The sequence below is a fragment of the Vibrio glycogenivorans genome (assembly GCF_051660965.1).
In the GTDB taxonomy this organism is placed as follows: Bacteria; Pseudomonadota; Gammaproteobacteria; order Enterobacterales; family Vibrionaceae; genus Vibrio.
The window spans coordinates 147,806-161,612 of the sequence record NZ_JBPVIS010000004.1 but is presented as its reverse complement, the minus strand read 5'-3'; the positions used below and the strand labels follow the sequence as shown (position 1 = coordinate 161,612).

Annotated in this window: 12 protein-coding genes and 1 pseudogene; 3 read left to right on the top strand and 10 right to left on the bottom strand. The window is 49.4% G+C overall.

Annotation, left to right across the window (positions count from 1 at the left end; translation table 11 throughout):
• Positions 1-103: 103 nt before the first annotated feature.
• Positions 104-1,645 carry a bifunctional metallophosphatase/5'-nucleotidase gene (locus ACSTTG_RS11450; protein ID WP_438474912.1) on the bottom strand — a complete coding sequence of 514 codons (1,542 nt, stop codon included), beginning with the start codon at positions 1,643-1,645 and terminating at the stop codon, positions 104-106.
• A 137-nt stretch (positions 1,646-1,782) separates the two neighbouring features.
• Between ACSTTG_RS11450 and ACSTTG_RS11445 the strand changes: the two are divergent.
• Positions 1,783-2,079, top strand: a pseudogene (locus tag ACSTTG_RS11445) (transposase-like zinc-binding domain-containing protein); the annotation flags it as partial.
• Between the two features lie 144 nt (positions 2,080-2,223).
• On the top strand, positions 2,224-3,063 hold the full coding sequence (locus tag ACSTTG_RS11440; RefSeq protein WP_438475033.1) for a hypothetical protein: 840 nt from the start codon (positions 2,224-2,226) through the stop codon (positions 3,061-3,063).
• A 51-nt stretch (positions 3,064-3,114) separates the two neighbouring features.
• Here ACSTTG_RS11440 and ACSTTG_RS11435 read toward each other — a convergent pair whose 3' ends face one another.
• The 6 genes from ACSTTG_RS11435 to ACSTTG_RS11410 all read right to left on the bottom strand — a co-directional run bounded on the left by ACSTTG_RS11435 (position 3,115) and on the right by ACSTTG_RS11410 (position 10,432).
• The gene (locus ACSTTG_RS11435; RefSeq protein WP_438474911.1) at positions 3,115-4,092 is read right to left on the bottom strand and encodes an ABC transporter permease; all 978 of its coding nucleotides are present in this window, start codon (positions 4,090-4,092) and stop codon (positions 3,115-3,117) included.
• Between the two features lie 28 nt (positions 4,093-4,120).
• Positions 4,121-5,086 (bottom strand): sugar ABC transporter substrate-binding protein, encoded by a 966-nt coding sequence (locus ACSTTG_RS11430; RefSeq protein ID WP_438474910.1) that lies wholly within the window; start codon positions 5,084-5,086, stop codon positions 4,121-4,123.
• 12 nt (positions 5,087-5,098) lie between these two features.
• Positions 5,099-6,106: an ABC transporter permease gene (locus ACSTTG_RS11425; protein WP_438457002.1), complete on the bottom strand. Its 1,008-nt coding sequence runs from the start codon at positions 6,104-6,106 to the stop codon at positions 5,099-5,101.
• 10 nt (positions 6,107-6,116) lie between these two features.
• Positions 6,117-7,625, bottom strand: a complete 1,509-nt coding sequence (locus tag ACSTTG_RS11420) for a sugar ABC transporter ATP-binding protein (protein WP_438474909.1) — start codon at positions 7,623-7,625, stop codon at positions 6,117-6,119.
• 437 nt (positions 7,626-8,062) lie between these two features.
• Positions 8,063-9,226, bottom strand: coding sequence for an ABC transporter substrate-binding protein (locus ACSTTG_RS11415; protein WP_438474908.1), 1,164 nt, complete (start codon positions 9,224-9,226; stop codon positions 8,063-8,065).
• A 75-nt stretch (positions 9,227-9,301) separates the two neighbouring features.
• Positions 9,302-10,432 carry a CaiB/BaiF CoA transferase family protein gene (locus ACSTTG_RS11410; protein WP_438474907.1) on the bottom strand — a complete coding sequence of 377 codons (1,131 nt, stop codon included), beginning with the start codon at positions 10,430-10,432 and terminating at the stop codon, positions 9,302-9,304.
• Positions 10,433-10,811: 379 nt separating this feature from the next.
• Between ACSTTG_RS11410 and ACSTTG_RS11405 the strand changes: the two genes are divergently transcribed.
• Positions 10,812-10,946, top strand: a complete 135-nt coding sequence (locus tag ACSTTG_RS11405; protein WP_438475025.1) for an outer membrane protein OmpK — start codon at positions 10,812-10,814, stop codon at positions 10,944-10,946.
• Between the two features lie 143 nt (positions 10,947-11,089).
• Here the strand turns inward: ACSTTG_RS11405 and ACSTTG_RS11400 are convergent, their stop codons facing one another.
• Genes ACSTTG_RS11400 through ACSTTG_RS11390 form a run of 3 tightly spaced genes read right to left on the bottom strand, consistent with a single transcriptional unit; the run spans position 11,090 to position 13,640 of the window.
• Positions 11,090-11,767 carry a 3-oxoacid CoA-transferase subunit B gene (locus ACSTTG_RS11400; RefSeq protein ID WP_438474906.1) on the bottom strand — a complete coding sequence of 226 codons (678 nt, stop codon included), beginning with the start codon at positions 11,765-11,767 and terminating at the stop codon, positions 11,090-11,092.
• Entirely contained in the window at positions 11,767-12,420 is a 654-nt protein-coding gene (locus ACSTTG_RS11395; RefSeq protein WP_438475024.1) for a CoA transferase subunit A, read from the bottom strand. Before ACSTTG_RS11395 ends, ACSTTG_RS11400 begins: the two co-directional genes overlap by 1 nt.
• An 11-nt stretch (positions 12,421-12,431) precedes the next feature.
• A complete protein-coding gene (locus ACSTTG_RS11390; RefSeq protein WP_438457008.1) occupies positions 12,432-13,640 on the bottom strand; it encodes an acetyl-CoA C-acetyltransferase in 1,209 nt (402 codons plus the stop codon).
• Positions 13,641-13,807 lie beyond the last annotated feature (167 nt).

Below are 13,807 nucleotides of genomic sequence, written 5' to 3'. Positions count from 1 at the left end.
GTATACGCTTTGTTAATTCCATCCTCTAGAAGCCCAAGCAGATATCATCGAAGCTAGTATCCTGCTCGTATTCAGCAGGATACTGCTATGGATGCTTGGGGAATTACTCAGCTAGATCCAATACTCGCATCTCATCTTTACCCGGTAGCTCGCGATTAGCACGCATATACGCTGCCATTAGGTCGGTCATCATCATATCAGTGCGCTCTTCTATGTTAGCGCCTTCAACGAAAGTCAGGAAACCATCACCACCATCGGCGATAAAGTTGTTAGCAACGACGCGATAGCTCTGCTCCGGTTTAATCGCTTCTCCGTGAAGTGTCATACTGACCACACGACTGCCAACGGTGCGTGAGCTGTCGTAGCGCATTTCAAAACCTGCAGATACCTGCAGCACGCCGTTGGTCAAGCCTGCCGAGTGTTCCATCAGATCTTTTAACTGGTTGCCAGTGAGATCCATCGCCATTGCAGTATTTGGGAAAGGGAAGACGCTGAGGATATCACCTAGTGTGACAGTACCAGCTTCGATATCGTTGCGCAGCGCACCGCTGTTCATAAAGCCGATATCGGCATTTTCAAATGCGAACAGGGTGGCATCTGCACTGATGTTGCCCATCGGTGACGACTGACCGTAAGCACGAGTCAGTACCTCGTCGGTATCGATAACCTTTTGCTTAGCAATCACTTCAACGTTTTGCTTCCACTTATCGATCACCTCTTGGGTTTCTGGTTGTGGCGTCCATTCATCGGCCCAAAGCGTCTTGAGTTCAAACTCGTAGCCGCGAATAGTGCGGTTTTCCTCATCAAAATCGAGCACAAGTTTACCCGCATTGATGCCATAGCCGTCAGTAGACACGATAAGGGTATCGTTAACCTCAATAGGCTCTGGGGTGCCGACGTGGGCGTGACCTGTCACTAAGATGTCAAGGCCAGTAACTTGCTTCGCGGTCTCGATGTCTTTATCCAGAGCGCGACGCACATCTGTGGTGCCCTCACTGGATTGACGCGCCGGAGTGCCTTGGTGCATAAGCGCTATGGTAATATCGACTTGTGAGCGCAGCTCATCAAGGTACGTTTGCAGGTACTCTATCTCGTCACGTGCTTCTAAGTTCTGGCGCTGAGCAGCAGAGACAGTGTCATAAAAGGCAAACTTGCCATGCAGGCCAATGACACCAAAGCGAATACCGTCTTTTTCTATAATGGTATACGGCTTGTCCCAGACCGGCTTGTCTGAGTTTTCAAAGAAGACATTTCCCAACAGCAGTTCGAAGTCTGCCTTGGCAAGCTGTACCAGCATGTTGTCCCAACCATAGTCGAACTCATGGTTACCGATAGAGGCGACATCGTAGTTCATGGTATTCATGATATCGATGATTGCTTCGCCCTTGGTTAGGCTACAGAGGTAAGGGCCTGAGAAGTAGTCTCCGGCATCAACAAAGATAGAGGCAGGGTTTGCCGCTTTTTCCTGCGCACTCCATGCAGCGATGTTGGCAAAGCCTCCTACTGGACGTTCACCATCGACATAGCGGGCGATAAATGGTTCAGAGTGAGCGTGGATATCATTGGTGTAGAGGATGGTGACATCTTTTGCCAGTGCAGCGCCACTTGTCGCGGCCAGTAGTGAAACCAGTAAGGTCTTTTTCATCGTATCTTGTCTTGTAACGTTGGAAATCGAGGCGCAAAGTTTACGAACAGGTCGCCTTAAAAGTGTGATATAGATCACGCCATGAACGTTTGCGCAAACGATAAAATAAAAAAATACACTTTTTGTTGCTGTGAAATATGAAGCTAGTTGATCTAAACGTCTGCAAAAATAACCGATGTGAGAATTTCGGTATCACCAATGCCGATGGTTTTTACGGGCCCGTTTATCGCCTCGGCTTTCGCGCTTATCATTGCCAAAAGTGTGACTCTTATCCTCCCGTGTTAGATAACCACGGCTTCACTCAAATCTGGAGTCACATCGCAGAAAAAATAGGCAAGCTGACGGCGAAAATCTGCCCATATTGTGCCGGTGAAACGCAAAAAAGATTCGGTTCATCGACTAATGGAAAGGCACGTTATCGTTGTAAATCCTGCTCTAGGACCTATTCGCGTTGGAGTCCCAAGCAAGAGTTCGCGACAATTGTGCCTAAATTAACGCAGCACCTAAAAGGGAGTGATGATTGGTTGTGTTATGTAAATAATGTCGTGCTACAGCGGAACCAGATCGATAGACAGCTAATGCAACTGAGTAGCCAGGCTCAACAGCAACGATATGACGAGCAACCTGCTCAGCGCGTTGCGACTTTGGCTTTTACCATACCGTACAAAGGGATGCATCAAGGGGAGCAAAACCGGATGTGGGTGCTTTGGAGTTGTGATGTGGATAGTGGCAAAGTCTTGCTAGTGACCAGCAATTGGTGTCCATTTCTATTGACCGAGGATAGTCTTTATCAATACTCACAACCAAACTCTGAGTCGCTGGAACACCATAGCTCAGCGGAGGTGAAGGCGTTAGAGGCAGCCGAGAAACGCAGTCAACAATTTCTGCAACGCTCTCAGTTTGACTTGATTAACTATGGTCCTAGCCCTCTCCATGCCAAGACTGAGGCAATCGCTAAACCTGTTTTAACTGCACACGCTCACTGGCGCGCGTTACATGCTCTCGGACATGGTCGCCTTAAGGGGGAGCACTATTTGTATCATGAGGTTTTTCTGCGCGGCGCTTGTATGACTCAGTTCGCTGAGCAGGTCAGGCTGGGAGAGTGCCGGATCTTCTATGTTTCAGGCCAAAATGATGGATTGTTCGGAGAGCTTGTCGATAGTAAGACGCTAGGCTGGTGGCAAAATCGCTGGTATCTTTTTCGCCAGGGTGATCAAGAATACGCTGTGACTGCCTTGGTACCGAGTGTTTCGCTCAGAGACACTGCCAAGGCAACACTGGCCCCGTGTTATCAGTTTGCCGATTTATTGCAACAGCAGGGCTGGCTCGAAGTCTTCAAACAGACATCACCATCAAGAGTGAATGCACTTCTTCAGTGCTTGGCGACACGGTTTAACCAGGACAAAGGCGCTGATTAACCTAGTACATTGCCTCTGTGGATTGCACTAGATTAATAAGCAAAAGACTTCCTAACGCTCTCTGCTAAGCTTCATCGCTAAACCGTTACCAACAAAGATTAATATGCCTTGGATGATCAACTGGTCATAAAATGGGATACCCATCAGGTTCAGACCACTGGTTAAGATAGCTAAGATAGCTACACCCAGAACCGTTCTAAATATCGACCCTTCACCGCCAAACATGCTGGTGCCACCCAGTACTACGCCACCAATGATGATCAGGAGGATCGTGTCACCGACGCCGGGAATCGCGTTGCCAAGGTTAATGATACTGATCATGCCTGCAACACCCGCCAATAAGCCGGCCACCACATACACAGAGGCCTCAGTGCGCTCTGTATTGATGCCGGTGTATTTGGCGGCTGAACGATTGCTGCCGAGTAAATAGACTTGTCGTCCCCAGGTACTCAACGCCAGCACGCCAATCGAGACAACGGTAAGCGCTATCGCAATCCAAGCAACAGCGGGCAGACCCAAAAAGGTCATAAAGCTAAAGTCTAGAATAGCGAAGGGGGTGCCTTTAACCGCGATACCTTTTGAGATCAAAAATGCGATACCACGAGCAATTAACTGTGTGCCCATGGTGGTGATAAAGGGATTGAGCTTGCAATAACCAATCAAAAAACCATTGAGCAGCCCAAATGCCAATCCCACTCCAAGCGCGGCGATAACGCCTAGCGTTACACTCTGCGTTTCTGCCATAACCGTACCGGCGATAACGGCGCTGGCAGAAATCACCGTGGCGATAGACAGGTCAATCCCCCCGGTCAGGAATACTAGGGTCATGCCGATCGCCGCGATCATGATGACTGAGTTGGAAATCATGATCGATTCAACATTCCCGGAGGTGAGGAAAAACGGAGAAAGCGAAGAGAACCCAACCAGCAGCACAATAATGATCGGCACGGCTGGATATTGTTTAAAAAAACCAAGGACTCCGAGTGATGCCTTGCTCTCGCGCCCGCTACCTTTTACCACGTTTTCCATAACTACCTCCGAGTAAGGTTAGTGCGTGCTATTTCGCGCCCCAAATGACTGACTTATTGGCCTCAATATCATCTGTGGTATAGAAGTTACCCGGAATAACATTGTTCATATCTACGGGCTCTCCGTTGATTAACGCCGTGGCAACTTTGACGGTTTTAATCCCGGTTCCATTGGTGTCCATTGCGACGATACCATCCGCATTGCCAGACAGCGTGGCTTGATAACCATCGTTACTGCCGTTGACGCCGGTCACCACCACATGGTCAGCTGAGCCTTTTGGTTGGATCTTATTCAGGTCACGAAGTACGGTCTCGACACTAGGGATGTGGGTATCGGTTGCAGCGAATACCGCCTTGATGTTTGGATTGGCTTGGAAGGCATTTTGAGTCGCCGCCAGCGCGCGAGCGGAATCCCAGTCGGTCGGCATCGCGATCACTTCGACGTTCTTGAGCCCTTTCAACGCGTCGTTAAAGCCTTTACTTCGGTCGATGCCATTTTGGTCATTGAGTGCGCCAAGCAGTTCAAGGATAACTATTTTCTCATCAGTATCTTTAAACTGTTCAGCGGTGTATTGACCGGCAAGGTAACCATCGGTAATTGAGTCAGGACCAACATAAGCATCAACAGCGCGGCTATCAGGGAGCGCGCGGTCATAAGCGACAATCGGGATACCGCGTCGTTTAGCGCCAATCAATGCCCGCTCGATGGTATTTTGGTCAACAGCACAGACTAAGATAGCATCCACTTTCTGTGTTACTAGTGATTGGATCTGAGAGTTTTGCGCTTGAGCATCGCCATCCGCCACAACCTCAATGATCTTGTAGCCTTTTTGCTCCGCTTCCGCCTTAATCGCATCGATGACAGCGACGCGACTCTCGAACAATTGATCAACAGACAGACCGAGCGTGATCTCTTTGGCCATAGCAAAGCCAGACATGGTAAACAGTGAAGCGGCAGCAATTAACCCAATTACTCTTTTGTTGTTCGTTTTCATAGTAACCTCATTTCACGTTGTGGGTAGGCTTTGAGAAGCGGAGCGGATTCGCTTGGCTCGCTCTTCTAAAACCGATTTTTGTTGCCGCATGACCGACAGCTTGTCAATCACGACAGCGACTAGGAGCACAACACCTTTGACGATGTCGTAGACATAGGGGGAGGCGTTTAATAGGTTGAGACCGTTGTCGATCAGCACCAAGAATATCGCCCCAATAACACTGCCTAGGACGGTTCCAGTGCCGCCGGACAGTTTGGTGCCTCCAAGCACGACCGCCGCGATCACGGTAAACTCAATCCCGATACCAATTCCTGACTGAAGGCCACCGACGCGCGCCAGTAGGATCAGTGCTGCAATCCCGGTTGTGACGCCGCCAATCAGATAGACCAACATGGTGATCTGCTTGACCGGCAGGTTCGACTCACGGGCAGACTGCTCTGAGTTACCAATGGCTTTGACATACAGACCAAACCGAGTTCGATTGAAGAGGTAAGCCCCGGCAATCAGGGTGAGAAACATTAGGATGATTGGCATGGGAATCCCGAGTAGCGAGCCATTACCCAAAAAGCCCATTTCTCGTGGCACGGGTATGTTCTTCGCTTCGGTTAGGTGGATCGCCATACCGCGATACATGGTGTAAGTCGCGAGGGTGGTGATCAGCGGTGAGATCTTAAAGCGAACAATTAGGAACCCATTGAGATAGCCGAGGATGCAGGCAAACGACATTGATGCGCTGAAGGCGATAAAGTAGGAGTTGGTCATCATCATCAGTTGCGCAAACAGCGAAGAGGTAAAAAACAGTATCGCACCGACTGAAATATCGATCCCCGCCGTGCAGATAATGAAGGTCATGCCCACGGCCATAATCGCGGTGACACTCGACTGAACCAAAATCGATTGAAAATTCGCTGCCGACAAAAATGACGCTGACACCAAAGATAAAACAATACACATGACAAAGGTCGCACCAGCGATCGGCAGCCAGTTGTATTGCGAGAGTGCTTTTTTGATCGAATCCATTTAATTGCTCCTAGGCTGACTTCTGTTCATAAGCGGAGCTTGCCGCAAGGGAAATGATCTTGGCCGGATCAAACTCTGAGCGTTCAAACTCACCCACGATATGACCGGTGCGCATCACCAGAATGCGATGACTGAGCTCGAGAAGTTCGGGTAAGTCGGACGATACCAGCAGCACCGAGACACCCGATTTAGCTAGGGCCGCAATGCGGTTATGGATATCGAACTTGGCGCCGATATCTACCCCCTTTGTCGGTTCATCGAGAATGCAAACACTCGGCTGTGTGGCGAGCCAACGCGCGAGCAGGACCTTTTGCTGGTTTCCGCCACTTAGGTTGGCGACGGCTGAATCTATCGAAGGGACAGAGATGTTCTGCTCATCGGCGATCTTGTCAGCACTTTGATACTCACCTTTGAAGCCAAACCCTTTGATTTTGCGCTGGACAAATCGAGTAATCGCTGCCGCTGAGATGTTTTCTTTTACTGAACGTACAGGGAATAGGCCGTGCGAGCGCCTGTCTTCGGTGAGGTAACACAGACCACGCTGCATAGACTCCTTAACAGAGCGCTTATTCATCGGCACGCCGTCGACAGAAACCAACCCAGTTGACTCTATAAGGCCAACGATCGCCTCAGCCACTTCGGTTCGACCTGCCCCCATCAGTCCAGCAATTCCGAGGATCTCCCCTTGGTGAAGGTTAAAGGAGATATCGTCGAAATAGTAAGAGCTTAAGCGGTCAACGCTTAGCTTTACCTTTTCGCTGTGTGGCGAGAGATTAATTCGTGACTCCTCAATGGTTCGACCTACCATCAATTGCTCTAACTCTTTGCGTGGCGTGTTCGCCAATAGGTCGCTGCCAACCTGTTTACCATCACGAAGACAAATGAACTTATCACTCATGCGATAGATCTCATCCATAAAGTGAGAGATGAAGATCATCGCGATGCCTTGCTGTTTTAGGCGGTTCATCAAATCAAACAGTCGGTCACGCTCCGGGGCGGTAAGGGAGGTGGTCGGCTCATCGAGGATCAACACGTTTTGCGCGTGGAGCAGGGCCTTGGCGATTTCAACGATCTGTTGTTTACCGGCGCCGAGAGATTCGACTTTTTGCCCGGTTTCTATCGAAATACCAAGGTTGTCTAACTGCTCCTGGGCAATCTTGTGGCAGGCTTGCCAATCGACTTTTGAGGCACTGCCTGGCAGATCACTAATGCAGATGTTTTCAGCGACATTCAGCGTTTCGAATAGGCTAAGTTCTTGGTGAACGGCCCCGATACCGTGGGTACGGCCATCAATCTTGTCAACCTTCTCACCTCGGACAAATATCTCACCTTGGTTGGGCTCGAGCAGCCCACAAATCATATTCTTGGTGGTGGATTTGCCTGCGCCGTTTTCTCCCACCAAGGCAACGATTTCACCAGGATAGATATCAAAAGAGACATTACTGACCACAGTTTTTCCAGAAAAACTTTTCGCCAGCCCTCGAACGGATAATACAGGTTTGCATGTTTCACTAGGCATATCTAAGCGCCTCCTGCTTCAATCGATAACCTTTATTGAGACAATACTTCACCGTCCGACACACCCTTAATGTGGTCGTAATGCCTCAGCATAATATGATCATTACCAAGCCTAATTGGTGCTACCAATACTCTAAAACTGAGATAAATCGTCAGTGTTTCTATTTCAGCTATTCTACTAAAAGCATAGGAATTATTGGGTGACCAATGTCCAACTTATTGGTCAATAAATAGACAGGAGTGCAATAATTGGTAGTACCAATAAAGAGCGAGGTAGGGTAGGGGCTTGCAGTCAACTCCCGAGGATAAGCTAGGACTTTTTGTCCAGATTCCAGGACAGTCTCATTGGATATACTTCATCGGGTATAAGGTGATGTGAAATGGATGAGGCGCTGAGACCTCATCCGATTTTATTAGAGAGTATTTGATTAAATTTGACTACTTGCGGTAATGCTTGATGAGCTCATTTAACTTAACCACCAACGCACGGTATTCAGTATCTTGGTTCATCACAAACTCACGGATCAATTTGCCTGCGTGCTCTTGGAACTCAATATAGCCGTCAAAACGCGGGCGCATCGAGCCTAGATCGAGTGTCTTGAGTGTGTTTTTGAAGAAGTTGTTACTGTTGTCGTTGGTATGCTTGTCCATCCAGGCCTGTCTGTGACCAGGCTGACCAGCCTGATCAAAGAAAATCGTTTTTTGGAAATCTCCCGCTGCAGTCATCTGAATAAACTTCGCCGCCACCTCTGGGTGCTTACATTTCGATGAGATAGACAGACCCACACCACCGATCATACTGCCGTTTGGCGCACCTGTATCTGAAGGCATTTCGTCAAAAATCACCACATTCTCTAGGTAGCCATCCCTCGCGTAGTTTGAATAGCCATAAATCAACGGCGTATAGGCGATTTCATCCGTGCAGGCCATCTTGTCAAGCAGTTGAATAGGGTCACTGTCGAACGAGATCTTATGTGCTTTACTCAGTACTCGGTTAAGTAGCTTGAGCACCTGTTCACCGACCTCAAGGTCGAGATCGGATCCGTCGCTCCAAACTGTCTTATCTGAAAGCTGAGAACACAGGGTATAAAAGCTCGAGTACGCGTGAACTGGTACAAACGGTATCCCAATCACAGGGGAGGGCTGTGCTTGGCTTTCCAGGCTGTCTGCGAGCGAAAATACGTCAGACCAAGTTTGTGGTATCGCCTGACCGTACTTATCCATCAAGTCTTTTCGATAAGCAGAAACCTGAGCGGCAGCGTCTGCGGGTAAAGCCCATTGATGCCCTTCCCAGTGGTAACTCTCAAAGCTTCGGCCAACGGAATTCTGTTTTTGATCTTCAATAAACTCTTGTGGCAGAAGTTGGTCAAGAGGCAATAAGAGTTCTTGCTCGTAAGCCACACCAATATGTGGGTGGTCGATCATGATGAAATCGTATTTGCTGGCCAGTTGATCGAGTGGAAACAGCTCAAAGTCGGCCAGCGATCTTGCATCCCATGAAATCTCTACATCATCGTGCTGTTTGGCAAATTCAGTCGTCGCGGCAATCAGTGGCTTGAGCCCTCTGTCATGAGACCACGTCATTCCTTTTAACTTAATCATTGTAAACTCCGGTTAATTTTAAACGCTTGTAACTTTTGATATCTCATCCGGCTCCGCTTTGAGCCAGACTTAGGCTCACAGAATGATTTGGTTGGTGTGAGCCCCTAAAAGCGGTGCTGGCTTGCTTGAGGTTAGGTATTCGCCATCAAGTCGAATTGGACAGCGGGTCGTTTTGATCGGATCACCACCGATGACGTCGACGGTCTGCAGTGGTTCAAGTGCTTTAAAGCCTTCTTCCTCTAACAGTCGACTCCAATCCAAGATTTCAGCACACCAAACGTCTCTCGCCTCGAGCACTTCTAGCCAAGCGCTGGTGGAGCGCTGTTTTACCGCATCGGCGACGATCGCTTTGATTTTGTCTCGCTGTTGAAAGGCATCATCTTGAGTGAATTGAGTCAGTGCTTCACATTCTAATAGCTCTGCCAGCAGGCTAATCGGCATCATAGCCAGAGCCAGATAGCCGTCTGTAGTTTTATAGATGCCGTAAGGCGCAGCGCCGTAGATGTTGGCATTGGCAATGTTACTTCGAGACGGCTCTTTATTGTCATTGGCATAGGCGGTGAGCTGTTCGAACTGAAGATCAAACGCGCTGCTCATCAGATCAACTTCGATAAGGCTGCCCTTACCGGTTATTCCTCTGCGAATAATGGCGGCCAAGATGCCTTGGACTAGATTGCCACTGGTGACAATATCTAATACCGGAAGACCGACCGGGGTTGGGTTGTGCTCACCATCACCAGATAGCCAGGTAAGTCCAGACAGCGATTGAACCAACAAGTCTTGACCTGGCTTATCGCGCCATGGCCCCTTGTCACCATAGCCCGACACTGAGCCATAAATTATCTTAGGATTGAGCTGTGATACCACGGCGTAATCTAGGCCGATTCTCTCCATCACACCGGGTCTAAAGTTATGGATCATCACGTCTGCGGTTGAGATGAGTTTCTTAACTTGCTCAAGGTCCGATTCAGATTTTAGGTTAAGCGCGACGCTTTTTTTGTTGCGATTAAAGGTGTGGAATAACAGACTGTTGTCACCGATTCTCTGGTCATTAATTGCCAGATTTCGACATAAGTCACCCACGCCAGGGCGCTCAATCTTAATCACCTCAGCGCCCAAGTCTGCTAATCGCAGTGCAGCTGCGGGGCCCGATAAAAAGTTGGCAAAATCAAGAACGGTAATGCCTTCAAGTGGTAGTGTTTCCATGGATCATTTCCTTTTAATAACTTGGCGATGCGAGGCCAACAGCTCCTGGTGGGCGAGACAGTTCTTCGGCTATCTTGCGCAAAATGTTAAGCGTGTCCTCTGAGTTAAATGCTTTCTGATTTGTTCGTTTTCGCTGATGTTGTAGGCCTCGTAAGCGCTTGGTTCCTATGGTTGCAGCAAAGCCCATCTAGGCCCCTTTTCTCACTAGCTGTCACCTCTAAAATCAGCGACTTTTACATGGCATTTCGCTTCGATTAAAAACTACCACATCACCCTCATATTTAATCGTGATCTCTATCATGATTTTTCATATATAAACATAATTTTTATATATAAAGCGTAAGCGAGTGAGTTTTAGCTGGAATTTGACTTGCTAATAATGCCTGGCGAAGTGACCAGTTATGCACTGGGTTACGGGCTAAAGTATTTTTATGATGTCTACGGAATTAAAGATGGGGTAAACTCAGATTCAATCGGTGCTGGGCATTACTTTTCAGCTATTTATAAGTTCTAGCTAGATATTAATCTGACATCAAAGCGGCCCCCAAATTCGAGTCTAGGTTATTTGTGGGTTGCTTAACCTCGCTTTAGTGATGACGCTATAACCTTCAAAAAAAAGGGGTAGCACAAAGCATACCCCAAAGGTTTTGCTGTGTTTTATTCTGGTGTAGGCATAGGGATTAGGTCAGGAGAAATAACCAGGTTTGCCTGCGTAGCGGCTTGAATCTCATCGATGCTGAACTCAGGTGCCAACTCGGTGAGCACCATCTGGTTATTAATGATCGATATCACGCCCATCTCGGTGACTATCAGGTCAACTTGGCCAACTGCGGTCAGGGGTAGTGAGCAGTGTTGGAGCAGCTTTGGCTGCCCTTTGACGGTGTGCTCCATGGCGACAATCACTTTTTTGGCGCCGACAACCAGATCCATTGCCCCGCCCATGCCGGGCACCATTTGGCCGGGAATAATCCAGTTGGCCAGGTTGCCTCGCTCATCGACTTGTAGCGCTCCGAGCACCGTCGCATCGACATGACCACCGCGAATAATCGCGAACGAGTCAGCACTATTGAAATAGCAACTGCCGGCAATGGCTGTGATAGGCTGACCACCTGCGTTAACTAGGTCTGCATCCGCATGTTGCTCACTGGCTAAAGCGTCGATACCGAGCAAGCCATTTTCACCCTGAAGCAGCAGCTCAACGTCTTTATCGACCTCATTAGCGACCAGTGAGGGAAGACCAATGCCGAGATTGACGATATCACCGTCCTGCATCTCTTGCGCGACTCGCCATGCAATGCGACGTCGAATCGTGTGTTTATCGAGTTGTGTCGTCATTAGGACTCCTCCACAAAGATATAGTCGATATATAAGCTGGGGGTGTGCACTGCCTCGGGTTCGATCTCCCCAAGGGCCACTAACTGCTCTGGTTCGACGATGACAGTGCCTGCAGCTGTCGCCATCAACGGGTTAAAATTTTGGCTGGTTTTTTTGTAAAAGACATTGCCACGCTGATCGACCACCGAACCGCGTATCAGTGCTAGGTCAGCTTTAAGAGGCTTTTCGAGTAAAAAAGCCTGCCCATCTACCTCAATAACGGGCTTGTTTTCAGCAACAATCGTCCCGAGCCCCGTCGGGGTTAATACACCGCCCAATCCGGCCCCAGCGCTGCGAATTCGCTCTGCAAGGGTGCCTTGCGGCACCAGTTCCACCTCAAGTGTCCCTTGATTCATCTGTCTGCCCGTTTCTGGGTTGGTGCCAATGTGCGAGGCATAGAGCTTCTTGACCCTTTGGCTGGCGATGAGTCGACTGGCTCCTTTGCCAGGCGAGCCAGTATCGGTGCTGATCAGAGTGATGTCTTTGATACCGGACTCAAGCACCAGGTCGATTAGCTTTTCCGGTGCACCAGTGGCCATAAACCCGCCAATCATGATCGTCATACCATCATGAAGAAGGGGAGTGATCTGCTCTTTTGTGGCTGATTTTTTCATCATGTTTACCCCTAGTAACAACGTTTTACTATCATCGCGGTGCCCATACCACCGCCAATACAAAGAGACGCCAGTCCATAATCGCAACGCGTGCGCTGCAGTTGATGGACGAGGGTGGTGACAATTCTGTTGCCAGAGGCACCGACCGGATGACCCAGTGCGATCGCACCGCCGCAGACATTGCTACGCTCAAGGATCCACGGCTCATCGACATTATGCTGACGGGTCAGTGAGCGGATCACGCCGAGGGCTTGGGCAGCGAATGCCTCATTGAGCTCGAAAAGGTCGATATCTTCTATCGCCATATCGGCCTTGGTGAGGGTATTTGCGATGGCTGAGACCGGGCCAAGCCCCATTACCTCGGGCGCTATCGCCCCTTGCCCATATTCAATAAGCTCAGCGATTGGCGTGAGGTTATGCCTTTTAAGTGCGCTACCGGAAACCAATAAGATCGCGGAGGCGCCATCGTTGATCCCAGAGGCGTTTCCGGCGGTGACACTGCCATTTTTATCAAAGGCAGGGGCTAAGTTTTGTAGGGCCTGATAGGTACAGTCAGCTCTTGGGTATTCATCTTGAGTGACATTGATTTGGCGCTTGCGTAGATTAGTAGTGACTGGCGCAATCTCGGCATCAAAATAATTCATCTCAATTGCTTGAGCAGCCTTGCGCTGACTATCGAGCGCAAAGGCATCTTGTTCCTCACGAGAGATACCTAGCTGAGTTGCGATGTTTTCTGCGGTGACCCCCATGTGGTAATGGTGAAAGGCATCGGTCAAGCCATCTTTTAGAATGCTGTCCTCAAGACCTTGGTGCCCAAGCCGATAGCCACGACGAGCCTGACCTGAGGTGGTGTAACAGGCATTAGACATGCTCTCCATGCCGCAGGTAAGGACGATGTCCGAATCACCGGCGCGGATGTGGCTGGCCGCGTCCATAATTGCCCGCATGCCACTGCCACAAATCATGTTGATGGTATAGGCGGGGACAGATTCGGGCAGGCCTGCTCGGATTGCCGCTTGTCGGCCGGGTCCCATTCCCGTACCGCCAGTTAAAACGCTGCCCACAATCACTTCATCAATATGGTCCAAGGGAAGCTCAACTTGGTCAAGGGTTGCTCGCATCGCAGCTGCTCCCAACTCTACGCCAGACAGCGAACTCAGCGCACCATTGAAGTTACCAATCGGGGTGCGCTTGGCTGCCACGATAAAAATACGTTCCATGTCGATTCTCCAGTGTCGGTTTTAAGGCCAGTGTAGGGAGTCACGCCTCACCGCGATATAGGCAGGAAATCAAAGCGGCTTTGCATAAATGCAAGCACCGAGCACAGGGTCAATCACACATTGAGAACGAGTAAGTGGGTATGGTGGCGGTAGGTCAACTTAGGAGA